Here is a 21326-nt window from a genome sequence, read left to right on the forward strand (position 1 = left end):
CATCAGGTCTGGGTGGACGCGGCCAGTTCGATGCTGCGGCGGGCGACCTCCGGCGGCGTGCCGTACGGCGCGACCCGCAGGTTGACCGTGGTGACGCCGAGGTCGGCGTAGCGGCGCAGCGCGTCGCCGACCTCGGCGGGCGTGCCGACCAGGGCGGGCACGGCCGGCTCCTGGTCGTCCCGGGTGGACTTCCACAGCCCGCGCCCGGTGTAGTAGTCGAGGACGGGCGCGAGGTGCCGCGCGGCGAGGTCGCGGGCGGTGTCGCCGTCCGGGTGGACCAGGCACAGCCGGTTCACCACGACGTCCCCGGTCGCGCGCTCCCGGTACGCCGCGGCCTGCCGGGCCAGCAGCCGGTCGGTGTAGTTGGTGGCGGCGTAGTAGCCGTCGGCCAGCTCCACCGCCCGCCGGACCGACGCGGCGGTACCGCCGCCGACCAGGATCCGGGGACCGCCGGAACCGGCCGGACCACCGGAACCGGCCGGACCACCGGAACCGGCCGGACCACCGGAACCGGCCGGACCACCGGAACCGGCCGGACCACCGGAACCGGCATGGCCGAACGGGCCGGGGACCACGCCGTCCGCCCAGGCGGCGCGCAGCTCGCGCAGGGTGCCGTCGAGGAGTGCGGCGCCCGGTCGGTCGCCGCACCCGAACCGATCGCCCAGTTCGGCGGGGCCGAGGCCGAGGCCGACGGTCAGCCGGCCCTCGACGAGCTGGTCCACCAGCGCGGTCTCGTAGGCGAGCCGGGCCGGGTCGTAGGCGCGGAGCAGCAGCACCCCGGTGCCGAGCCGCAGCGGGGTGAGCGCCGCGAGGTGCGCGAGCACGACCAGCGCGGCCGGCAGGTGGAACGGCTCCGGCCGCCGGTGGTAGCTCTCCCCCACCCACACGCCGTCCACCCCGGCCTCCGCCGCGGTGCGCAGCAGCGGCAGCGCGGCGGAGACCTGGCCGGCGACCGGAGCCGCCGACCCGAGGTCGAGTGCCAGACCGAGTCTCATGTGCCGGCCGTGGCCTGTTCGCGGATGTCGTCCTGGGAGAAGTCGTTGATCTTGTCGAGCAGGCTCGTGTTCACGATGCTGTCGACCTCCACCGGCTGGTCGATGAGCGCGGCCTCCTCGGCGAACTCGATCGTCCGCTTCACCCGCTCGGGGTCCATCACGCCCCACTGCGTCTGGCCCTCCTGGACGCCCAGGCCTTCGAGCCGGGTCTCCAGGACCTTGACCTGCTGTGCCAGGGCCTCCTCCTCGGACGTGCCGGCGCCGGGCGCGGTGTCCGGCTGGGCCTTCCACATGGTCCGGATCGCGGCCTCCGGGTTGGCCTGGGCGTACACGACGCCCTTGGCGATCGCCCGGCCGAACTTGACGAACGCGTCCGGGTTGGACTCCAGCTCGCTGCCCCTGGCGACGAACCCGCCGCCGAACATGCCGTCGAGCGACCGGGCGGACAGCTCGTTGATCGTGATGCCGGCGTTCCGGACGATCTGGTACTGGGTGTCCCACAACGCGAGCGCGTCGACCTGGTTGTCCTTGATGGCGGTGATCTGCTGGGCGCCGACGCCGATCGGCACGAACTCCGCGTCGTCGGGGTTGAGGCCGGCGAGCTGCATGGCGACCTTCGCGTAGGTGGCGCCGGAGCTGCTCACGTTGGTCACGCCGATCCGCTTGCCGGCGAGGTCGGCGACGTCGTCGATCGGCGAGCCATCGAGGGTGGCGAGCCCGTAGATCCAGTCGCCGTAGTAGTTGGCGAAGTAGGTGAGATCGGTGCCCTTGGTCGCGCCGATGACCACGGGTTCCGGGGTCACCAGGGCGATGTCGGCGCCGCCGCCGATCACCTGCTGGGCGGCCTGCGTGCCGGACGGCGGGAGGGTGAACTCGACCTCGATCCCCTCGTCCTCGAAGTACCCCTCGGCCTGGGAGACCAGCAGGGTGGCGAAGCCGGCGTTCCAGCTGGGGGTGGTGACGGCGACCGAGAGGGTCGACGAGTCCCCGCCGTCCGCGCCGCCGCAGGCGGTGAGGCCGGTGACGGCGGCGGTCGCGGCGGCGAGTGCGGTCAGCGCTCGTAACGGGTGCTTGGGCATGCGTTCCTCCTTGAACGCCCGGAGCCTCAGGGGGCGGGGTATTCCTCGGCGTTGAGGACCCATCCTGGTTTGGCCGAGAAGTCGGCGCGAGGCGGGCAGAAGATGTCGATGAGCTGGTTGGTCCCCTGACCGGTTGCCTGTGTCGTGTGGACGGTCGGCGGCGGGATCACCGCGACCGACGGACTGCCACACGCGTGGTGCACGTCCTCGCGCCAGTCGGCGAGGTCGGTCGTCCACGGCGTGCGGATGTGGTGGACGAACTCGCCGCCCACCGCGAGCGAGCACTGTTCGAAGTCGTCGTGGTGGTGCGGCGAGAGCTTCGACGGGTCGCGGGGGCCGACCCGCGGGTACAGGAAGTTCACCATGAACGTGCTGCACCGGAAGATCCGTCCGAACCGGCCCTGCTCCTCCGGGATGTCCGCGACCGGGTACACCCGAAGGTCGAAGCCGGCCGGCGGGTCGGGCCACGCGGCGAACGGCGCCACGTGCGGGTGCGGCTCGGCGTAGGAGTCGGCGTTGCCGCAGCGGGCGGCGAGGTCCTCGGACCGCGAGGTGAACAGCCGCACCAGGTCGCGGTCGGCGGTGGCGGTGACCGTGCTGTCGCCCGGTGGCACGACGATCACCGCGCGGCCGGTGACCGTCTCGGTGCGCCCGGCCGCGGTGACCTGGACGGCCGACTCGTCGTGCGGCAGCACCACGACGTACTCGTCGGGCTGTCCGGTTCGGACGAACTCCTCGCCCGCCACGGCGCTCGTGTAGGCGAGGACGAAGTTCTGGCCTCGGGTCAGCCAGGTCCGGCTGCCCGCCGCCGTGGTCTCCTGCGGCTCCTCGCGGTAGAAGTCGGCCAGCTCCGGCGCGGCGACCCGGCCCTTGGGGGCAGGTCCTGGCGCTGGTCCGGAAGCGGTGGCGAGCGTGGCGCGGGCGTCGGTCTTGTCGTACATCGGCCGCCTTCCTAGTCGTCTCAGTCGTCGAGGCCCAGCAGGAACCCGGGGTTGACGCAGGTCATCCGCCGGAGGTCGGTCTCGGGCAGGCCGAGGTCGAGCAGCGCGGCGGAGACCCGCAGCAGCGCGTCGACCGGGCGCGGCCGGCCGGCCTGGCCGAGGTCGGAGGAGAGCACGGTGTGCTCGGGGCCGATCTTCTCGATCCAGTCCAGGAGCTTGCGCGGGTCCCACTTGCGGTACCCCTCCGGGTCGTACATGCCGTACTCGTGCTCGACGTAGGCGCCGAGGCCGACCAGTTCCCGGCACTGCTCGGGGTCCGCGCCGATGACGAAGTCGGGGTGGCTGATGATCATCCGGCGCACCCCGCGTTCCTTGGCCGCGGTGAAGACCTGGGAGATCAGCGCGGGCTCCAGGTGCCCGCCGCTGAGCAGGGCGTCGGCCTCGCTGACGTAGTCGAGCACCTCGTACGCCTCGGGCAGCAGCTCGCCGGTGTCGTCGGTGACGTCGACCCGAGCGGACGGCACCGGCACCGCGGCGGTGGGGAAGCCGTCACCCTCGGGGTGGCAGGCGATGTGCCGCCCGGAGGAGAACGTCGGGAACCACACCGCGCGGCCACCCATCCGCAGCGCCATCGCGGCCGCGTACGGGTTGATGCCGCCGACCTGGCTGTTCAGCGCGATGCCGCCGTAGGCCGCGGTCTTGATGTCCGCGAGCCGGTCGCGCATCGCGAGCAGGTCCATGACCGTGCTGTGGTGGTGCGACTTGACCAGGATCGCCCGCATCTCCACGCGCTGCGCGTCCGCCGCGGCCTCCGCGTGGTCGAGTTCCCGGGGGAACGGGCTCGGGCCGGAGTGGCAGTGCAGGTCGACGGAACCGCGGAGCACGCGGACCAGTGCGTCGGATGGAGCCATGCGGAAGAACCCTCCTTTGATGTTCGTCATGCACACTCCATGTTCACCATGAGGCCTGTCAAGACCGAACTTGCGCCGACTCTTGCCGACATCAGCAGCGATCCTCTACATTCCTGCACACCGTGTTCGTCAGACGAACATTTGAGTAGGACGTAGAACACACAGAGTGGTGAAGGTGAGGACGACAATGACGTCACGTGCGCCCGAGACGGGTGCCGCGTCCAACGGCGACATCCAGGCCGTCTCCCGCACCGCGCAGATCCTGACCCTGTTCGGCCCGGAGACCCCCGAGATCACCGTCGCGGAGGCCGCGGAACGGCTCGGCCTCAACCGCACCACCGTGCACCGCTACTTCAACTCGCTGGAGGCGGCCGGGCTGCTGGAGCGCACCGAGCGCAACTCGGTGTTCACCCCCGGCCGGCTCCTGCTCCAACTCGGCGCGTTCGCGATCGGCAGGCGGCGGGTCATCCAGCTGGCCACCCCCTACATGCGCGACCTCTCCCGGGCGACCGGCCTGACGGTGGTGCTGAGCCTCTGGGGCCCGTCCGGGCCGGTGGTGTCCCATGTGGAGGACGACGAGTCGCACGGCACGATCGTCACCGTCCGGGTCGGCTCGCAGCTGCCGCTGGACACCGCGCAGGCACTGGTGTTCCTGGCCTTCCTGCCCGACCAGCTCACCGCCGACCGGCTGCTCGGCACACTGCCGGTCGACCAGCGGATGCACGTGCGGGAACGGGTGGCGCGGATCCGCGAGCAGGGCCTGTGCGATCCGACGGTCAACCCGAGGGGGATCAGCGTGATCGCCGCGCCGGTGTTCGACAAGTCGGCGATCTGCGCGACGCTCGCCTTCGTCGGCACCTCGCACATGCTCCCGGTCGACGCCGCGTCGCGGGAGAAGGCGCTGCTGCGCGAGGCCGCCGACCGGGTCACCGCGGAGATGGGCGGCGAGGCGAGGCGATCGACCACCGACGACCCGAGGGAGGCCCGTCATGGGTGACGCGAGCACGACGGTCGCGACCGAGCACGCGGTCGAGCTGCGACACGTCTACAAGCGGTACACGACCCGGAAGGCCAGGCGCGGTGCTCCCCGCGTGGTCGACGCGCTGCACGACGTCAGCCTGTCGGTCGCGCAGGGCGAGTTCGTCTCGATCGTCGGGCCGAGCGGCTGCGGGAAGAGCACGCTGCTCAAGGTCCTGCTCGGACTCACCAGGCGGACCGCGGGCGAGGTCGCCTTCTCCGGCACGGGCGACCACCAGCACCGGCTCGGCATGGTGTTCCAACAGCCGCTGCTGCTGCCCTGGCGGACGGTGACCAGGAACCTGTTGGTGTCCCAGGACATCAACCACCGGCTGCCGCCGGCCGAGGCCAACGAGCGCGCGGCCGGGATGCTGAAGATGCTGGGCCTGGAGGAGTTCGCCGACCGGTACCCGGCCGAGCTGTCCGGCGGGATGCAGCAGCGGGTCGGCATCGGCCGGGCGCTGATGCACGACCCGCAGATCCTGCTGATGGACGAGCCGTTCGGCGCGCTGGACGCGATGACCCGCGACCAGATGGGCATGGACCTGCTGCGCATCTGGGAACGGGACCGCAAGACCGTCCTGTTCGTCACCCACAGCATTCCCGAGTCGGTGCTGCTGTCCGACCGGGTCGTCGTGATGACCCCGAGGCCCGGGCGGATCGCCGACGTCATCGACGTCGACCTCCCCCGCCCGCGCGGCCTGGAGAACATCAACACCCCGGAGTTCGGCGAGATCGTCCGCCGCATCCGGACACTGCTCAACTCCGAGAACAGCGCCCACTAGTGGGAGGCACCATGACAACCGCTGTCGAATCCGAACCCGATCCCGTGGTCGGTGCGCCGCCGCCCGAGCGTGAGCGCCGCCAGGTGCCGGGGGCGGTGCTCACCGGGATCGTCCTGGTCGTCGTCCTGTCCGTCTGGCAGTTCATCGTGCGTGCCTTCGACGTTCCGATCGTGCTCGTTCCGGCGCCGACCGACGTGCTGGAGTCCCTTGTGGACGGCCTGACCGACGGCAGCCTGCTGGAGCACGCCTGGGTGACCCTGCAGGAGATCCTGATCGGTTTCGGCCTCGCCGTCGCCGCGGCCCTGCTGTGCGCGTTCCTCATCACCCAGTCGCACATCATCGACAAGGCGCTGTTCCCGCTGCTCGTGATGACCCAGACGATCCCCAAGGTCGCGATGGCGCCGCTGCTGATCGTCTGGTTCGGCACCGGCATCACGTCGAAGGTGCTGACCACGGCGCTGATCGCGTTCTTCCCGCTGCTGATCAACGCGATCCTCGGGTTGCGCTCCGCCGACCCGGACCAGATCGACATGCTGCGCTCGTTCGGCGCGAGCCGGATGCACGTGCTGCGCTACCTGCAGATCCCGTCCGCGCTGCCGCACATCTTCGCCGGGTTCGACGTGGCCGTCGTGCTGTCGGTCACCGGCGCGATCGTCGCCGAGTTCGTCGGCGCGACCTCCGGCCTCGGTTACGTCATCCAGGCGACGAACTTCACCCTGGACGTGTCGCGGACCTTCGCCGTCCTGGTGATCCTGTCCGCCATCGGCCTCGCACTGCACGGGATCGTGGTGCTGTGCAACCGGAAGATCGTGTTCTGGTCCGCGGAACACCGCACCACCACCGAACAGGCGTGATCCACATGGGACTCTTCGATCCGCGCACCGACCACACCGGACTCCCGCCGATCGGCACCTGGCTGAAGATGCCGGCGCCGGAGTCCGCGGAGATCGCCGCCTCGGCCGGGTTCGACTTCGTCGTCATCGACCTCGAACACACGATGCTGAGCCTGGAGACGGCGTACACGCTGATCACCGTCGCCTCCGCGCACGGCGTGGTGCCGCTGGTACGCGTGCCCGACCACCGGCCGTCCACGATCCAGCGGGTGCTGGACGGCGGCGCGGGCGGCGTGCTCGTGCCGCACGTGGACACACCGGAGCAGGCCGAGGCGGTCGCCCGCGCGACCCGGTTCCCGCCGCGCGGCACCCGAGGTTCCGGCGGCACCAGCCGGGCCGGCCGCTGGGGCAGGCTCCCGCGCGCGGACTACGTCGAGTTCGGCAACACCGAGGCGCTCTGCCTTCCCCAGCTCGAGAGCGCGGCCGCGATGCGGGACGCGGACCGGATCCTCGACACCGACGGTGTGGACGGCGTGCTCCTCGGCGCCGCCGACCTCGCCCTGGAGCTGGGCTGCTCCCCCACCGACCCCCGGCTGACCACCATGGTCGACGAGGCCCTCGCGGCGGCGGACGAGGCCGGCAAGCCGTGCGGGTTCGCGCTCGGCGCCGACGCCGCCCGCGCGCGGGAGCTGGCCGCGCGCGGGTTCGGCTTCCTCGTCATCGGCAACGACTCCTCGATGCTCGCCGCCGCCGCGTCGGCGGTGGTGGCGAACACCCGGCAGGCGTCCTGACCGGTCACCCGGCCGTCGTCGCGTGCTCGTCGGTGGCGGCCCACTCGGCGAGCCGGGGTTCCAGGGTCCGGTAGAAGTCGGGATGCAGCGCCATCGCGGTGTGGCTGCTGCTGATCTCGACCCAGTCGGCACCCGGGTCCTGGCACAGCTGCCACGGCGCGATCCGGTCGGACCGGGAGTAGATGGACACCGCGGGCACGTCGGGCGGCAGCGGGTCCGCGAGCGCGTCGGCGTTGGTGCGGTAGCAGGATCCGCTGAAGCAGTCCGCGTCGAGCAGCCCCGGCACGCCCATGGTGGACATCCGGGTGAGCCACCGGGCCGTCCGGACCACCTTGGGGTTGGCGCCGAGCGGGTCGAGCACGGGGCTGCCGGCCATCACCAGACCACGGACCAGGTCCGGCCGGCGGGCCGCCGCCAACCGGCCGAGCCAGCCGCCCCTGCTCTGTCCCACCAGGACGACCCGCCGCCCGGTCGCCTCGGCGTGCTCCTCGAGCCGCCGCACGATGCGGTCCACCAGGGTGGTGGTGCATCCCAGGTTCAGCCCGAGGCGCGCGCGGGCGGGCCGGTAGTTCCTGGCCCGCAACCAGGTCCGGGTGAGCGTCAGCGTGCGGTCCCCGCAGCCGAACCCGGGTACCAGCAGGACCCCCAGCCCGCCGCCCCGCCGCGCGCGCACCTCGCGCCACGCGGAGTGGCCGAGCAACCGGGGAACCATGCCGAGCGTCGCGAGCAGGATCCGCTCCTGCGACTCCATCCACCGTGAGCATCCACTGAGACTCCACATCGGCCCGCCTCCGTTCGCGCTCGTTCTCGCGGTGGTACCCGCCCTGCGGCGTCTGACACCCGAACCCGAGATCGCCGTCGGTCCGTCGCACGCCCGGCCAGGATCACCGTGGCACTCCTACGGAGCGCATCCGGTTGTCCACAGTGGCCCTTCCGGGGGAGGTTCCGCGCTCGATGGGGCGCCAATGTTGATCACGTTCGGTTGGCATGCCGTGACGGTTCGTAGCCCGATCGTCGGAATCCCGGTTCCTGTCGCGTCTCCCGGCCGTGTTCACGCAGCGCTGCCACGCGCTAGGCCGTTAGAGTGATTCCCGCAACCGGCGGTCGGGCGTGCCACAAGCGCGCCGAGCACGCCGGCCCCACGCCGCCCTACGCCGGGCCTCTCGCGTATTCCGCTCAGCGACGACTTTTCACCCACCGCCGGCTTTCCTCGACGCGTGACCAGGAGGCATCGTGGCCAGCTCGCTGATCAGGCCCACCACCCACTGCCGGTGGGCCTCCCTGAGATACGGCACCCGACTGGGGGTCCTCACACTGGTCGTCCTGCTCGCCGTGTCCCTCGCCCCGCAACGGCCGGCGGCGGCGCCGTATCCGCCGATGGTGCAGGTGTTCGTGGCAAACACGGGCTCGGACAGCGTCAGCGTGTACGACACCCGGCTGTCGGAGGTGATCGCCACGGTCCCGGTCGGCGACTCTCCCGTCGGCGCCGGCGCGGTGCCCGGTGGCGGCGAGGTCTACGTGACCAACGAACGCGCCGGCACCGTGTCGGCCATCGACACGCGGACGCACCGGGTCGTCGCCACCGTTCCGGTCGGCGCCAACCCGTTCGGCGTCGACGCCACGACCACCCACGCCTACGTCACCAACTTCGGTTCCGACACCGTGACCGTGATCGACGTCGAGCAGCACGAGCCGGTGCGGACGATCCCAGTTGGACGCTTCCCGCACACCCCGGCGGTCAGCCCGGACGGCTCCCGCGTCTACGTCAGCAACAACGGCTCCGGAACGGTCAGCGTCATCGACACCCGCGCGCAGGAGGTGGTCGGCACCATCCGCGTCGGTCGCTACCCGGCCGGCCTCGAGGTCGACCCGAGGGGCCGGCGGCTCTACGTGGCCAACACCGGCGCCGACTCGGTCACCGTCGTCAACCTCACCACCGGCAGGCCGACCGAGACCGTCCCGGTCGGCGAGGCTCCGATGGCCGTGGCGGTCACCGCCGACGCGCAGGTCCACGTGACCAACGCGGGCTCCGACACGGTCACGGTGATCGGCGGGACCACCGTGTCCCCGCTGGCCACGATCGCGGTGGGTGCCCAGCCGGAGGGGGTGGCCGTCGCCCCGGACGACAGCTTCGTCTACGTCACCAACAGCGCGGCGGACTCGATGTCGGTCGTCGACCCGCGAACCCACCGGACAGTCGCCACGGTCCCGGTCGGCCACCAGCCGGAAGGCGTCGCCGTGACGCCCTGACGGGACGCCGCCACCGGGATCCTCCCGGCGGCGTCCCTCGGGGTCCGGAGGACACCGCGCGGTGCGCGCACGTGCGGTCAGGCAGCCGGTACCCGCACTGCCGCGGCCTCGACCCGTGCGGTTCCCTCGTAGTCGTTCGACATCCGTTCGAGCGTGGTGTCCGCGGCGATGACGTAGAGGGTCCGCCGGTCGGCGCCACCGAGAGCGCAGGCGATGGCCAGCTGCCCGTCGGTGGCCACCCGGACCCGGTCGGTGACCTCGCCGCCGTCGATCACCCGGCGCACTTCCCCGAGGAAGGGACACGCGACCCAGACCGCCCCTTCGGCATCGACGCACAGTCCGTCCACGACCTCCTCGGAGCTCTCGAACTGGGCGAAGACCCGCTGGTTGGACAGTTCGCCCCGCTCGTCCACGTCGAACGCCGTCAGCCGTTGCGCGAAGGACTCGGCCACGACAAGGGTCTTTCCGTCCGACGTGAGTTGCACGCCGTTGGGGCACAGCAGGTCCTTGCCCGCGGTCCGGACGGTGCCGTCCGGGTCGACGACGACGAGGTGACTGCCTTTCGCCTCGCCGCCCCCGAACAGGTCGTAGCCGATCTGTCCGACGTAGGCGCGCCCCTGCGGGTCCACCCACATGTCGTTGGCGGCGAACGCCAGCTCGCTCATGTCCGCCACCACCTCCGTGTCACCGGACGGTGTGATCCGCCGCAGGCAGCAGTCATCCTGCGTGACGACGAGGGCAGTGCCGTCCGAAGTGAATCCGAGGCCCGAGGGGTGCTTGTGCACGGTGGCCGCGACCGCGAGCTCCCCGTCCGTCCCCATGCGGTACACCGTTCCGCGGGGGATGTCGGAGAACCACAGCTCGTCGTCGTGCCACCGGATTCCCTCGAGGTACTGGAAGCCGTCGCGAACCACCTCGGCAGTGCTGATCGCCATCTCGTACGCCCTTCGCATCGACACCGTCGCTGACCGGCGGTTCGGTGTGACCGTCGTTACAGCTTTACCGATAAGTGAATCATCGATAGGGTGCATTGGCAAGCGACGATGGTTCGGTGAGGCGTCGGGACAACGGAGGTTGTTGGTGGACGGGCACGCAAGGGTCGCCGGGGTGGGCATGGCCCCCTTCGAAACTCCCAGTAGGAGCGAGAGCTATGACGTACTGGCCGAGCTTGCGGTGTTGGCAGCACTCTCCGACGCCGGTCTGGACTACTCGGCGATCCAGCAGGTGTACGCCGGCTATGTGTATGGCGATTCGACATCGGGCCAAAAGGTTGCGTACCGGGTCGGGATGACTGGTGTGCCCGTGGTGAACGTGAACAACAACTGTTCCAGCGGTTCGTCCGCCCTCTGGCTCGCTCGGCAGGCAGTGGAAGGCGGCGCGGCCCAGTGCGTGCTGGCCGTCGGCTTCGAGCAGATGCGGCGCGGCGCGCTCACCGCGCAGTGGGACGACCGCCCGTCGCCGTTCGACCGGTTCGACGAGACCGCGCGGGCGGCGCAGGGCGAGGTCGACGCCGCCGTTCCGATGGCCGCCCGGTTCTTCGGCGGCGCCGGTGCGGACTACGCGCGGCGGTACGGGACCAAACCGGAGACCTTCGCCGCGATCTCGGTGAAGGCGCGCAAACACGCGGCGAACAACCCCTACGCGGTGTTCCGGGAACAGCTGACGGTCGCCGAGGTGCTGGACTCGCCGTCGATCTTCGGCCCGCTAACCCGGCTGCAGTGCTGCCCGCCGACGTGTGGTGCCGCCGCCGCGATCCTCTGCACGCCGGAGTTCGCCAGGAAGCACGGTCTCTCCGGCGGGGTGGAGATCGCGGCACAGGCGATGACCACCGACCGGCCCGGCACCTTCGACAGCGACGACCTGACCAAGCTGGTGGGGTACGACCTGACGGTGGACGCCGCCACGCAGGTGTACGAGGCCGCGGGGATCGGCCCGGAGGACGTTCCGGTGGTCGAGTTGCACGACTGCTTCACCACCAACGAGTTGCTCACCTACGAGGCGCTGGGGCTGACCCCGGAGGGCACGGGCGAGAAGTTCGTGCTCGACGGCGACAACACCTACGGCGGAACGGTGGTGACGAACCCGTCCGGGGGGCTGCTCTCCAAGGGGCATCCACTGGGAGCGACCGGGCTCGCGCAGTGCGCCGAGCTGGTGTGGCAGTTGCGCGGCCGGGCCGGGGCACGCCAGGTCGAGGGCGCCGAGATCGCGCTGCAGCACAACCTCGGCCTCGGTGGCGCCTGCGTGGTGTCGCTGTACCGGAAGGTGCGTTGACATGGCGATCGACACCGCGGCGATCGGACGGCGGCTGCCGGAGGTGACCGTCGACATCGAGCGCGGCAGGCTCCGGTTGTTCGCGAAGGCGATCGGCGAGACCGACCCGGTGTATGTGGACCTCGACGCCGCCCGGGCCGCCGGTCACCCGGACCTCCCGGTGCCGCCGACGTTCTTCTGCGCCCTGGGGCACGAGCAGCCCGATCCGTTCGGCTGGCTGGACGAACTCGGGGTGGACCTGCGTCAGGTGCTGCACGGGGAGCAGTCGTTCACCTATCACCTGGTGGCGTACGCCGGCGACCGGCTGACCGCGCGACCGAGGATCACCGACATCTACGCGAGGAAGGGCGGCGCCCTCGAGTTCGTCGTGCGCGAGACCGCGGTGACCCGCGCGGGCGGAGAACCCGTCGCCGAGCTCACCGACGTCGTCGTGGTACGCAACCGGGAGGTGACCGCGTGACCGCCCCGCGGCACGTCGAGGTGGGCGACGACCTGCCGCCGCTGCGGCTCCCGCCGATCTCGCGGACCACGCTCGCCCTGTTCGCCGGCGGGTCCGGCGACCACAACCCCATCCACATCGACCTCGATGTCGCCCGCTCGGCGGGAATGGACGACGTGTTCGCCCAGGGCATGCTCTCGATGGCCTACCTGGGCAGGCTGCTGACCGGTTGGGTCCCGCAGGAACGGATCAGGTCGGTCCAGGTCCGCTTCCGCGCGATCACCCCCGTGCACGGCCAACCGACCTGCACCGGACGAGTGACCGCGATCGAGCACACGGACCTCCCCGGCGGGCGGGTCGAGCGCAGAGCCCGGCTCGACCTCGCCGTCACGCTCGCCGACGGCACCACGACCCTGCAGGGCGACGCGGTCGTCGCCCTGCCCTGAACCCGCTGGTGAAAGGAACTCTCCGTGGGAAAACTCGACTCGTCCGTCGCCCTCGTCTCCGGGTCCGGCCGCGGTATCGGCAAGGAGATCGCCCGCAAGCTGGCCGCCGAAGGCGCCCGCGTCGTCGTCAACGATCTCGACCCGGAACCCGCCGGGGAAACCGTGGCGGCCATCGAGGCCGCGGGTGGAACGGCCGTGGCGTGCGTGGGCAGCGTCACCGAGGACGGCTTCGGGGAACGGTTCGTGGCCACCGCCGTGGACAACTTCGGCGGTGTCGACATCATCGTCAACAACGCCGGGTACACCTGGGACAACGTCGTGCAGAAGATGACCGACGAGCAGTGGGACGCCATCCTCGACGTGCACCTCAAGGCGCCGTTCCGGATTCTGCGCGCGGCCCAGCCGGTGATCTCGGCCGCGGTCAAGGCCGAGCGGGCCGCCGGGAAACCGGTACCGTGCCGCAAGGTGGTCAACATCTCCTCCATAGCGGGGCTGGGCGGTAACGCCGGGCAGGCGAACTACGCGGCGGCCAAGGCCGGGGTCACCGGGCTCACCAAGACCCTGGCGAAGGAGTGGGGACGGTACAACGTCACCGTCAACACGGTCGCTTTCGGACTGATCCACACCAGGCTGACCGACACTCCGGCCGGCGGTGACGGAAAGATCGACATTCAGGGCAGGCAGATCAGTGTCGGGGTGAATCCGGACCTGCTCGGCCAGATGGAGCGGATGATCCCGCTGGGGCGGGGCGGTACACCGGAAGAGGCCGCCGGTGCGGTCTACCTGCTGTGCACGCCGGAGTCCGACTACGTCAGCGCGCAGACACTGGTGTGCGGCGGCGGGTTCATGGTCTAGCTGCGACTGTTGGAGAGGAGGCAGCGTGGACTCGGACATCAGGCGATCCCGTCGGGCCGACTGGCTGACCGACGACCTCGTGCCGGTGCGGGAGCTGGCCCGAACCTTCTGCGAGAAGGAGCTCGCGCCGAACCTCGACCGGTGGCGGCAGCAGCACCACGTCGACCGCGAGCTGTGGACCAAGGCCGGTGAGGTGGGGCTGCTCTGCCTGTCGATCCCGGAGGAGTACGGCGGCGGTGGCGGGAGCTACGCCCACGACGTCGTACTGCTGGAGGAGCAGACGCGGGTGGGCGACAACGCGGGAAACATCGCCGTGCACAACGTGGTGGCCGCCCACTACCTGCTGGCCCACGGCACGCAGGAGCAGAAGACGGCCTGGCTGCCGCGGATGGCGTCGGGCGAGGTGGTCGCGGCGATCGCCATGACAGAACCCGGTACCGGCTCCGATCTGCGGGCCGTGCGCACCCGGGCGGTCCGGGACGGTGACGAGTACGTGATCAACGGCGCGAAGACGTTCATCTCCAACGGGGCGTTGGCCGATCTGGTGATCGTCGTCGCGAGAACCGGCGCCGGCACGGGAGGGTCGGAGAACATCTCGCTGGTCCTGGTGGAGGCCGAGCGGGCGGGCTTCCGCCGAGGGCGCGTTCTGGACAAGATCGGGCAGAACGCCCAGGACACCTCGGAGCTGGCGTTCGAGGACGTGCGCGTGCCGGTGACCAACCTGCTGGGCACGACCGAAGGCCAGGGCTTCCAGCAGCTCATGCGCCAACTGCCGCGGGAGCGGCTGACCATCGCGGTGACCGCGGCGGTGGCGATCGAGACCGCGCTGGAGCACACCGTGCGGTACACCAGGAGCCGCAGCGCGTTCGGCCGGCCCGTGTTCGACTTCCAGAACACCAGGTTCCGCCTGGCCGAGGTGGCGACGGTGGCCCGGGTGGTGCGCACCTTCGTGGACGACTGCGTGGATCGTCACCTGCGCGGCGAGCTGGACGCGCCGACCGCGGCGATGGCGAAGTGGTGGACCACCGACCGCGCGATGGACGCGATCGACGAGTGCCTGCAACTGCACGGCGGCTACGGCTACATGACCGAGTACCCGATCGCGCGGCTGTGGGCCGACCAGCGCGTGCAGAAGATCTACGGCGGTACCAACGAAATCATGAAGGAAGTCATCTCCCGGGTTCTTTGAGGAGCAGAGGAGCTACTCATGTACCTCACCCAGACCCTGCACCGCGCGTTGCAACAGGATCCCCGGCGTGAACTGACCGTCACCGGCGACCGGGTCCGGACGGTCGCCGAGTCGATCGATCGCGTCTCCCGGCTGGCCGGCGGCCTGCGTGAGCTCGGGGTCGGCCGGGGCGACCGGGTCGGCATGCTCAGCCTGAACTCGGATCGCTACCACGAATACCTGCTCGCGGTCCCGTGGGCGGATGCCGTGGTGCATCCGGTGAACACCCGGTGGAGTGCGGCCGAAGCCGCCTACGCGCTCGACGAGTCCGGTACCGAGATCCTGCTCGTCGACGACACGTTCGCCCCCCTCGCGGGCGACATCCGCGGGAGATGCCCGGGACTTCGCACCCTGGTGTTCTGCGGGGACGGGCCGTGCCCGGACGGCGCGGTCGGCTACGAGGAACTCATCGCCGGGAGCGACCCGATCCCGGATGCGCGGCGCGGCGGTGACGAGATGTTCGGGCTGTTCTACACCGGTGGTACGACCGGCACTCCCCGCGGGGTGATGCTCAGCCACGACAGCCTGATGCTGTCGGCTCTCGGCTGCCAGGCCAGTGGGGCCTTCATCAGCCGGGACGGCCGGCTGCTGCACGTCGCGCCGATGTTCCACCTCGCGGACATCGCGATCTGGACCTGCGGCTTGCTGGCGGGCAGTGCACACGTCACGCTGTCCGGGTTCACCCCGGAGGGCACGCTCGACGAGATCGTCGCGCGTGGTGTGACCGACGTGCTGCTGGTCCCGACGATGATCCAGTTGATGGTGGACCACCCGAACGCGGCCAGCGCCGACCTCAGCGGCGTCCGCCGGGTGCTCTACGGCACGTCACCGATCTCCGAGTCACTGCTGGCGCGCGCGGTGGAGCGCTTCTCCGGGGCCGGCTTCACCCAGGCCTACGGCATGACCGAGCTCGCGCCGGTGGCGACCATCCTCGAACCCGCCGACCACGAGGTTCCGGCACTGCGCAGGTCGGCGGGCCGCGCGGCGCCCCATGCCGAGGTACGCGTCGTCGGTCCCGACGACGTGGAGCTGCCGCGCGGCACGGTCGGCGAGATCGTGGTGCGCGGCGACAACGTGATGCTCGGCTACTGGCAGCGCGAGCAGGAGACCGAGACCGCGCTGCGCGGCGGATGGATGCACACCGGCGACGGCGGGTACATGGACGAGAACGGCTACGTGTTCGTCGTGGACCGGATGAAGGACATGATCATCAGCGGGGGTGAGAACGTCTACTCGGTCGAGGTGGAGAACGTGGTCGCGCGGCATCCCGCTGTCGCCGGGTGCGCGGTGATCGGCGTTCCCGACCAGCGGTGGGGCGAGCGGGTGCACGCCGTGGTGGTCCTGTTGCCCGGCCACGAGCTGACCGAGGCCGAGCTGCGGGACTTCTGCAGGGAGGACATCGCGGGCTACAAGTGTCCGCGCAGTGTGGAGTTCGTCGACCAGCTCCCGCTGTCCGGCACCGGCAAGATCCTCAAAAGGGAGCTCCGTAGGCGGTACTGGCCGGACGGTGAGCGCCAGGTACGGTGACTCGGTCGGGTTGCGGGAGGTGCCGATGGCGACGGGGACGGTGGGGGATGTCGTCCCACCCCGAGGTACCCGGCCGCGCAACCGGCGAGCCCTGATCATCGCCGCCGCGACGGATCTGTTCCACCAGAACGGCTACGAACAGGTCTCGATGAGCGACGTGGCCGACGCGGTGAACGTACGCCCCTCCGCCCTGTACCGGCATTTCGCCGGCAAACCGCAGCTGCTCGTCGCGACGATCGTCGAGGAGATGCGGCCGTTCCGCGAGGTTTTCACCGACCCGACGGTCGACGGCATCGACGACGTCCCCGAGCGGCTCGCGACCGCTGCCCTGGACCGGCGGCTGCTGGGCGAACTGTGGCAGCGCGAGGCGCGGAGCCTGCCGGACGACGAGTACGCGGTGCTGCGCGCCGAGGTCACCACGACGATCGGGATGCTCGCCGAAGTGGTGCGACGGAGCAGGCCGGAACTGCCGCCCGTCGTCGCGGACCTGCTCGCCCAGTGCGCGTGTTCGGTGCTTTCCGCCGTGTCGCAACGGAACGCCGCGCTGCCGAAGATGGTGCACGGCTCCGTGCTGCGAGCACTGCTGCACCAGGTCCTGCACGCCCCGCAGGCCACGGCGGCCGACCACGAACCCGGCCCGGGCCGGTTCGCTCCGGTCGCGCGCCGCGAGAGGGTGCTCGCTGCGGCGATCAGCCTGTTCGCCGCACGCGGCTTCGTGTCCGTGAGCATGGACGACATCGGAGCGCGAGCAGGCATCGCGGGCCCGAGTGTGTACCACCACTTCGAGTCGAAGCAGAGTCTGCTCGAAGCCGCGTTCACCAGAGGTAACGAATGGCTGCGGCACGACCTGCACCGCGCGCTCGCCAAGGCCGTGGACACCCGGGACGCGCTGCGCCGACTGCTGTCCTCCTACGTCGACTTCACGATGGAGAACAGCGAGCAGGTGGACCTGCTCGTCACCGAACAGCGCCACCTCGCCGCCGACGTGCGCGACCGGATCCGGCAGGCACAACGCGAGTACATCGGCGAGTGGTTGCACCTGCTGGGCGAGTGCTCCAGCGGGATGAGCGCCGAGGAAGCCAAGATTCGCGTGCACGCGGTGACCACGATGGTGAACGACGTCGCCCGCACGCGGCACCTGCGCGATCACCCGGCCACGGTGGAGACGGTGCGGCGTCTCGGCCGCACGATGCTGCTGTCGCCCGGCGAGCACGGTGCTCAGGTGGCCGGAAGCACCGCGACCGGGTGACTGGACACGCTCGGCTCCGGCAGGCGTTGGCGTCGAGACGCGAACACCGACCCAGGAACGGCCGGAGGGTGCGGGCAGCGGCCCAGCACTCTCCGGCCGTTCACGTGGCGGCCGCCGCGACGACGGCGTCGAGGGTGCGCATCCGGGCGGCGGCACCGGGGCGAGCCGCTGGCCGAGCGGCGACCCCGACCTACCTGCCGTGCGTCAGGATTCGAGCTCGACGACGTCGTTGCCCAGGCGACCGGCGGGCCGGCTCAGGTGCCGAGGTCGCCGGTTCGTGCCGTTCTGCTCGCGCCGGCCGACGCGGCGACCACGAGCAGCACCGCCAGCCACTGGACGGTGCCGAGGATCTCGTCGAGCACGACGAGGCCGACGAGTGCGGCCACCGCCGGTTCCAGGCTCATCAGCACGCCGAACACCTTCGGCGGGATCCGGCGGAGGGCCTCCAGCTCCAGCGAGTACGGGATCACCGAGGACAGCAGCGCCACGCCGAGCCCGACGAGCAGCACCCACGGCTCCAGCAGCGCGGTGCCGCTGTCCGCGATCCCGATCGGCGCGACCACGACCGTCGCCAGGGTCATGCCGATCGCGAGGCCGCCGCCGTCGGCGGTGTGCCGGCCCAGCGCCGCCCCGAGCAGGATGTAGGAGCCCCAGCACACGCCCGCGGCGAGTGCGAACAACAGACCGGCGAGGTGTATCTCGCCACGACCCTCGGCCAGCAGCACCACCCCACCGGCGGCGAGCAACGCCCACAGGCCGTCCAGCCAGCGTCGTGAGCCCGCGATGGCCACCGCGAGCGGGCCGAGGAACTCGATGGTCACCACGATGCCGAGCGGAACCGTCGCGAGCGCGAGGTAGAAGAACAGGTTCATCGCACCCAGGACCACGCCGTACCCGCAGACGACCAGCCACGCGCGCCGGCTCATCCGCGGCGAGGGCCGCCACACCAGCAGCAGCACGGCCGCGGCGAAGAACAACCGCAGCGCGACGGTCCCGGCACTGCCGACCGTGCCGAACAGCTGCTTGGCCAGCGCCGCTCCCACCTGGACACTGATGATCCCGGTCAGCACCTGCGCCGGCGGCGGCACCGCGCCGATCGTCCGTCCGGCCAGGGCGATCAGCCCGGCCCTCGGCAGTGGACCCGGCTGCGCCCGGTCGACGTACATGGTTGCCATGTCCCGCATTCTGCGACACGGTTCAACAGGGTTTCCGCAGCACCGCCCCCGAGGTACCCGGCAGGGACACCGACGTGACGGTCCGCGAGTCCTGGTCGACGTACTCGGCACCGAGGTCGACGGCCACCGGACCGGTGTCGGTCGGGTTCGCGTTCACCACCGCCGCGCCGCAGGCGAAGTCACGGCGGAAGACGTTCGTGCCAACCGAGCGGTACGGACCCGTGGGGGCGCCGAGGTCCCAGTCGTACTCGGGGTGCCACGGCGTCGGGTCGCCGTAGCCGTCGGTGCGGCCGATCTCGGCGAACGCGGCCAGGTCGCCGGCCGCCATCAGGTAGCTCGCGAGGGCGTAGCGGAACGGCTGTTCGGCGCCCTCGGTGAAGTGCGGCTGCACCCAGGTGATCTTGCCCCGGGCCTCGTTCGACGCGATCTGGGCGACCTGCCGGCTCCACCCCTCGCCGTACTCGGGGAGCATGTCGTCGTCGGCGAAGGTCAGCCACCACTCGTCGAAGGCGCCGTCCAGGTGCTCGGTGTAGGCGTCCCAGACGCCCTCGTGCAGCCGCGCGTTCGACAGGTTGGCGACGGTCTTCAGCCCGGCGGCGGTGAACTCGTCGCGGGTGCCGGCCAGCATGGAGACGTACGCCTCCCGCATCGCCTCGTCGGTCGGGTACTCCTCCGGGCAGACGCCCTCGTGGTAGGCGTCGCACGTCATCAGGGTGTTGTCCATGAACACGCCGTCGAAGCCGGCCTCGGTGCTGGCGGCGATCACGTTGTCCGCCCAGGCCTGCTGGTACGCGGGGTCGCCGACGTCCATCTGCCAGTGGCCCTCGTAGCCGCTGTACTCGAACCGCTGCCCGTCCGGGCCGCGCAGGAACCACTCGGGGTGGTGCTCGTCGGCGGCGCAGTAGCCGACGCCGGTGGGCAGGTGGGTGTCATCGACGCCGTCGCGGCAGGCGTAGCTGCGGGTGGAGGTCAGGTCCTTGTAGACGAACACCTGGACGTCCGGGTTCGCCGCCTTGAGCTCGCGGGCCAGGTCGCCCTCCCAGGCGTTCAGCACGACGTAGCCGCGCCGTTCGGCCTCGGTCTCCAGCATGTCGCCCGTGGTCGGGGTGCTGTTCATGTGCAGCCAGAACGATGACACCGTGCGCCCGGATCCGGCGGCGTCGGCACCGGTGGCGGGCAGCAGGACGGTCGTGGCCGCGAGTGCGGCGACGGCGGAAGCGAACAAGCGGATGGGGAACCGAGGCATGACGAACTCCCTCGTGCGACCGGGGGAAGTTTTCCTCGTGCCCGATGCACGGTTGGTGATTCACTTGGGGATGTGGCGAACGGCCAGGTTGTCGCGGCAGTAAAACCGCTGGTCAGCGCCCAAGTCAAGTAACGCACGTCACAAATGGACAGAAGGATTGGTGGGCCGATGTCCTCGAACCTGACCCGACGCGCGCTGCTCGCCGGCGCCTCCGCCGCCGGCCTGGCGCTCGCCCTGCCCGGCACCGCCACCGCCCAACGGCTCGGTTACGCGGCCTTCCGCGTCGTGCGCGTGCGCCCGGGCGAGCCTGCGCGGCCGGAGATCACGCTGCCCGACGGCTACGAGATCGTGCCCGGCGAGCGGTACTCCGTCGCCAGCCGCGCCGAGTTCTACACGTTCGTCCGCGGCCCGGTGACCGACGGCATCGACGTGCGCGTCTCGTGGCCGAGGGTGCCGGTCCGCGCGGTGGTGCACCAGGAGACCCGCCTCGGGCTGCGCCGCCACCGGGACGGTGTCGCGTTCACGCTGCCGATCACCGAGCCGTCGGCCGACGCGAACCAGCCGACGCTCCAGGTGTGGAGCCACCCGGACATCTCGCCCGGCGTGCACTTCCGCATCGAGCACAACGACCCGGACCGGGTTGCCGGCCCGTGGACGACGGTGGAGTGGCCGGCGGGCCAGGTGCGGTCGGTCGTGCACCAGCTGATCGCGGCCCACGTGATCTGCCGCGACTCCGGCCTGGCCGCCGTCGCCGCGGCGAAGGGACACCGGTTCGTGCTGATGGGGTTCGAGACCAACAACACCCTGCACGCGGACAACCCGCCGCACTGGCACATCTCGTACAACTCGGGCCCCGACTTCGGCGCGAAGACGCACAACCCGCACTTCTGGCTGGACGAGCAGGGCCGCACGTTCTACAACGGCATGGACGTCACCGGCCACGGCAGGTCCAAGCACTACGTCGGCGACCCGGCACCCGTCCACGACTTCGTCGGCGACGCCAACGGCGGGCGCGGCGACCTCGTCGTCACCTTCACCATCCGCGAGGACGGCGGCCTGACCATCGCCCCCGCGACCGGCCCGGCGTACGCGATCGCGGCCGGCCGCGACGGAACCCTGCTCGACGAGGTGACCGTACTGCGCGCGAACCGGCCCTGGCTGCGGATCACCACCCGGGACCTGGTGAAGCCGGGCCTGCTCCTGGTCAGGATCGACGGCCTCGAGAACCGGCACGAGTCCCGCCGGGAGGTGCTCCGCTACGACCCGCTGACCGGCGTGCTCCAGTGAC

Annotated in this window: 21 protein-coding genes; 13 read left to right on the plus strand and 8 right to left on the minus strand. The window is 71.0% G+C overall.

What is annotated here, in order from left to right; translation table 11 throughout:
• Window positions 1-2: 2 nt before the first annotated feature.
• The 4 genes from JT362_RS02865 to JT362_RS02880 are packed head-to-tail and all read right to left on the minus strand — an operon-like array spanning window position 3 to window position 3926.
• Complete coding sequence (locus JT362_RS02865; RefSeq protein ID WP_260189411.1) at window positions 3-995, minus strand: LLM class flavin-dependent oxidoreductase; 993 nt, start codon at window positions 993-995, stop codon at window positions 3-5.
• Window positions 992-2074, minus strand: coding sequence for an ABC transporter substrate-binding protein (locus tag JT362_RS02870; protein ID WP_260189412.1), 1083 nt, complete (start codon window positions 2072-2074; stop codon window positions 992-994). The genes JT362_RS02865 and JT362_RS02870 overlap by 4 nt, the downstream gene beginning before the upstream one ends.
• A 26-nt stretch (window positions 2075-2100) precedes the next feature.
• Entirely contained in the window at window positions 2101-3015 is a 915-nt protein-coding gene (locus JT362_RS02875; protein WP_260189413.1) for a cupin domain-containing protein, read from the minus strand.
• A 20-nt stretch (window positions 3016-3035) separates the two neighbouring features.
• Window positions 3036-3926: a DUF6282 family protein gene (locus JT362_RS02880; RefSeq protein ID WP_260189414.1), complete on the minus strand. Its 891-nt coding sequence runs from the start codon at window positions 3924-3926 to the stop codon at window positions 3036-3038.
• A gap of 187 nt (window positions 3927-4113) precedes the next feature.
• Between JT362_RS02880 and JT362_RS02885 the strand changes: the two genes are divergently transcribed.
• From JT362_RS02885 to JT362_RS02900, 4 genes are read left to right on the plus strand one after another with little or no spacing between them, the layout of a single operon-like run.
• A complete protein-coding gene (locus JT362_RS02885) occupies window positions 4114-4923 on the plus strand; it encodes an IclR family transcriptional regulator (protein ID WP_260189415.1) in 810 nt (269 codons plus the stop codon).
• Window positions 4916-5728 carry an ABC transporter ATP-binding protein gene (locus JT362_RS02890; protein ID WP_260189416.1) on the plus strand — a complete coding sequence of 271 codons (813 nt, stop codon included), beginning with the start codon at window positions 4916-4918 and terminating at the stop codon, window positions 5726-5728. Before JT362_RS02885 ends, JT362_RS02890 begins: the two co-directional genes overlap by 8 nt.
• An 11-nt stretch (window positions 5729-5739) precedes the next feature.
• The gene (locus tag JT362_RS02895; protein WP_260189417.1) at window positions 5740-6582 is read left to right on the plus strand and encodes an ABC transporter permease; all 843 of its coding nucleotides are present in this window, start codon (window positions 5740-5742) and stop codon (window positions 6580-6582) included.
• A 5-nt stretch (window positions 6583-6587) separates the two neighbouring features.
• On the plus strand, window positions 6588-7352 hold the full coding sequence (locus JT362_RS02900; RefSeq protein WP_260189418.1) for an HpcH/HpaI aldolase family protein: 765 nt from the start codon (window positions 6588-6590) through the stop codon (window positions 7350-7352).
• 4 nt (window positions 7353-7356) lie between these two features.
• Here JT362_RS02900 and JT362_RS02905 read toward each other — a convergent pair whose 3' ends face one another.
• Complete coding sequence (locus tag JT362_RS02905) at window positions 7357-8103, minus strand: alpha/beta hydrolase (RefSeq protein ID WP_260189419.1); 747 nt, start codon at window positions 8101-8103, stop codon at window positions 7357-7359.
• 482 nt (window positions 8104-8585) lie between these two features.
• Here JT362_RS02905 and JT362_RS02910 point away from each other — a divergent pair, with 482 nt between their 5' ends.
• Complete coding sequence (locus JT362_RS02910; RefSeq protein WP_260189420.1) at window positions 8586-9602, plus strand: YncE family protein; 1017 nt, start codon at window positions 8586-8588, stop codon at window positions 9600-9602.
• Window positions 9603-9679: 77 nt separating this feature from the next.
• Here the strand turns inward: JT362_RS02910 and JT362_RS02915 are convergent, their stop codons facing one another.
• Window positions 9680-10633 (minus strand): SMP-30/gluconolactonase/LRE family protein, encoded by a 954-nt coding sequence (locus JT362_RS02915; RefSeq protein ID WP_260189421.1) that lies wholly within the window; start codon window positions 10631-10633, stop codon window positions 9680-9682.
• A gap of 49 nt (window positions 10634-10682) precedes the next feature.
• On the opposite strand from JT362_RS02915, the gene JT362_RS02920 reads away from it, so the two are divergent.
• The 7 genes from JT362_RS02920 to JT362_RS02950 are packed head-to-tail and all read left to right on the plus strand — an operon-like array spanning window position 10683 to window position 17617.
• A complete protein-coding gene (locus JT362_RS02920) occupies window positions 10683-11873 on the plus strand; it encodes a lipid-transfer protein (protein ID WP_260189422.1) in 1191 nt (396 codons plus the stop codon).
• 1 nt (window position 11874) lies between these two features.
• Complete coding sequence (locus JT362_RS02925; protein ID WP_260189423.1) at window positions 11875-12333, plus strand: MaoC family dehydratase N-terminal domain-containing protein; 459 nt, start codon at window positions 11875-11877, stop codon at window positions 12331-12333.
• Complete coding sequence (locus JT362_RS02930; RefSeq protein WP_260189424.1) at window positions 12330-12758, plus strand: MaoC/PaaZ C-terminal domain-containing protein; 429 nt, start codon at window positions 12330-12332, stop codon at window positions 12756-12758. The genes JT362_RS02925 and JT362_RS02930 overlap by 4 nt, the downstream gene beginning before the upstream one ends.
• Window positions 12759-12782: 24 nt before the next feature.
• The gene (locus JT362_RS02935) at window positions 12783-13613 is read left to right on the plus strand and encodes an SDR family NAD(P)-dependent oxidoreductase (RefSeq protein ID WP_260189425.1); all 831 of its coding nucleotides are present in this window, start codon (window positions 12783-12785) and stop codon (window positions 13611-13613) included.
• Window positions 13614-13638: 25 nt separating this feature from the next.
• Entirely contained in the window at window positions 13639-14802 is a 1164-nt protein-coding gene (locus JT362_RS02940) for an acyl-CoA dehydrogenase family protein (protein WP_260189426.1), read from the plus strand.
• 18 nt (window positions 14803-14820) lie between these two features.
• Window positions 14821-16368, plus strand: coding sequence for a long-chain-fatty-acid--CoA ligase (locus tag JT362_RS02945; protein ID WP_260189427.1), 1548 nt, complete (start codon window positions 14821-14823; stop codon window positions 16366-16368).
• Complete coding sequence (locus JT362_RS02950; RefSeq protein ID WP_260189428.1) at window positions 16349-17617, plus strand: TetR/AcrR family transcriptional regulator; 1269 nt, start codon at window positions 16349-16351, stop codon at window positions 17615-17617. Before JT362_RS02945 ends, JT362_RS02950 begins: the two co-directional genes overlap by 20 nt.
• A gap of 254 nt (window positions 17618-17871) precedes the next feature.
• Here the strand turns inward: JT362_RS02950 and JT362_RS02955 are convergent, their stop codons facing one another.
• Window positions 17872-18792 carry an EamA family transporter gene (locus tag JT362_RS02955; protein ID WP_260189429.1) on the minus strand — a complete coding sequence of 307 codons (921 nt, stop codon included), beginning with the start codon at window positions 18790-18792 and terminating at the stop codon, window positions 17872-17874.
• Between the two features lie 22 nt (window positions 18793-18814).
• A complete protein-coding gene (locus JT362_RS02960) occupies window positions 18815-20038 on the minus strand; it encodes a putative glycoside hydrolase (protein ID WP_260189430.1) in 1224 nt (407 codons plus the stop codon).
• A 168-nt stretch (window positions 20039-20206) separates the two neighbouring features.
• Here JT362_RS02960 and JT362_RS02965 point away from each other — a divergent pair, with 168 nt between their 5' ends.
• Window positions 20207-21325 (plus strand): hypothetical protein, encoded by a 1119-nt coding sequence (locus JT362_RS02965; protein WP_260189431.1) that lies wholly within the window; start codon window positions 20207-20209, stop codon window positions 21323-21325.
• Window position 21326 lies beyond the last annotated feature (1 nt).

This window comes from Actinophytocola gossypii (genome assembly GCF_025165815.1).
Classification (GTDB): domain Bacteria; phylum Actinomycetota; class Actinomycetes; order Mycobacteriales; family Pseudonocardiaceae; genus Actinophytocola; species Actinophytocola gossypii.

Excerpts from the sequence above, each read along its gene's own strand:
- JT362_RS02885 (WP_260189415.1), top strand. The coding sequence starts at position 4,114 with ATGACGTCACGTGCGCCCGAGACGGGTGCCGCGTCCAACGGCGACATC.
- JT362_RS02870 (WP_260189412.1), bottom strand. The coding sequence starts at position 2,074 with ATGCCCAAGCACCCGTTACGAGCGCTGACCGCACTCGCCGCCGCGACC.
- JT362_RS02900 (WP_260189418.1), top strand. The coding sequence starts at position 6,588 with ATGGGACTCTTCGATCCGCGCACCGACCACACCGGACTCCCGCCGATC.
- JT362_RS02880 (WP_260189414.1), bottom strand. The coding sequence starts at position 3,926 with ATGGCTCCATCCGACGCACTGGTCCGCGTGCTCCGCGGTTCCGTCGAC.
- JT362_RS02965 (WP_260189431.1), top strand. The coding sequence starts at position 20,207 with ATGTCCTCGAACCTGACCCGACGCGCGCTGCTCGCCGGCGCCTCCGCC.
- JT362_RS02895 (WP_260189417.1), top strand. The coding sequence starts at position 5,740 with ATGACAACCGCTGTCGAATCCGAACCCGATCCCGTGGTCGGTGCGCCG.
- JT362_RS02865 (WP_260189411.1), bottom strand. The coding sequence starts at position 995 with ATGAGACTCGGTCTGGCACTCGACCTCGGGTCGGCGGCTCCGGTCGCC.
- JT362_RS02915 (WP_260189421.1), bottom strand. The coding sequence starts at position 10,633 with ATGCACCCTATCGATGATTCACTTATCGGTAAAGCTGTAACGACGGTC.
- JT362_RS02905 (WP_260189419.1), bottom strand. The coding sequence starts at position 8,103 with ATGGAGTCGCAGGAGCGGATCCTGCTCGCGACGCTCGGCATGGTTCCC.
- JT362_RS02955 (WP_260189429.1), bottom strand. The coding sequence starts at position 18,792 with ATGGCAACCATGTACGTCGACCGGGCGCAGCCGGGTCCACTGCCGAGG.
- JT362_RS02890 (WP_260189416.1), top strand. The coding sequence starts at position 4,916 with ATGGGTGACGCGAGCACGACGGTCGCGACCGAGCACGCGGTCGAGCTG.
- JT362_RS02875 (WP_260189413.1), bottom strand. The coding sequence starts at position 3,015 with ATGTACGACAAGACCGACGCCCGCGCCACGCTCGCCACCGCTTCCGGA.
- JT362_RS02945 (WP_260189427.1), top strand. The coding sequence starts at position 14,821 with ATGTACCTCACCCAGACCCTGCACCGCGCGTTGCAACAGGATCCCCGG.
- JT362_RS02960 (WP_260189430.1), bottom strand. The coding sequence starts at position 20,038 with ATGCCTCGGTTCCCCATCCGCTTGTTCGCTTCCGCCGTCGCCGCACTC.
- JT362_RS02925 (WP_260189423.1), top strand. The coding sequence starts at position 11,875 with ATGGCGATCGACACCGCGGCGATCGGACGGCGGCTGCCGGAGGTGACC.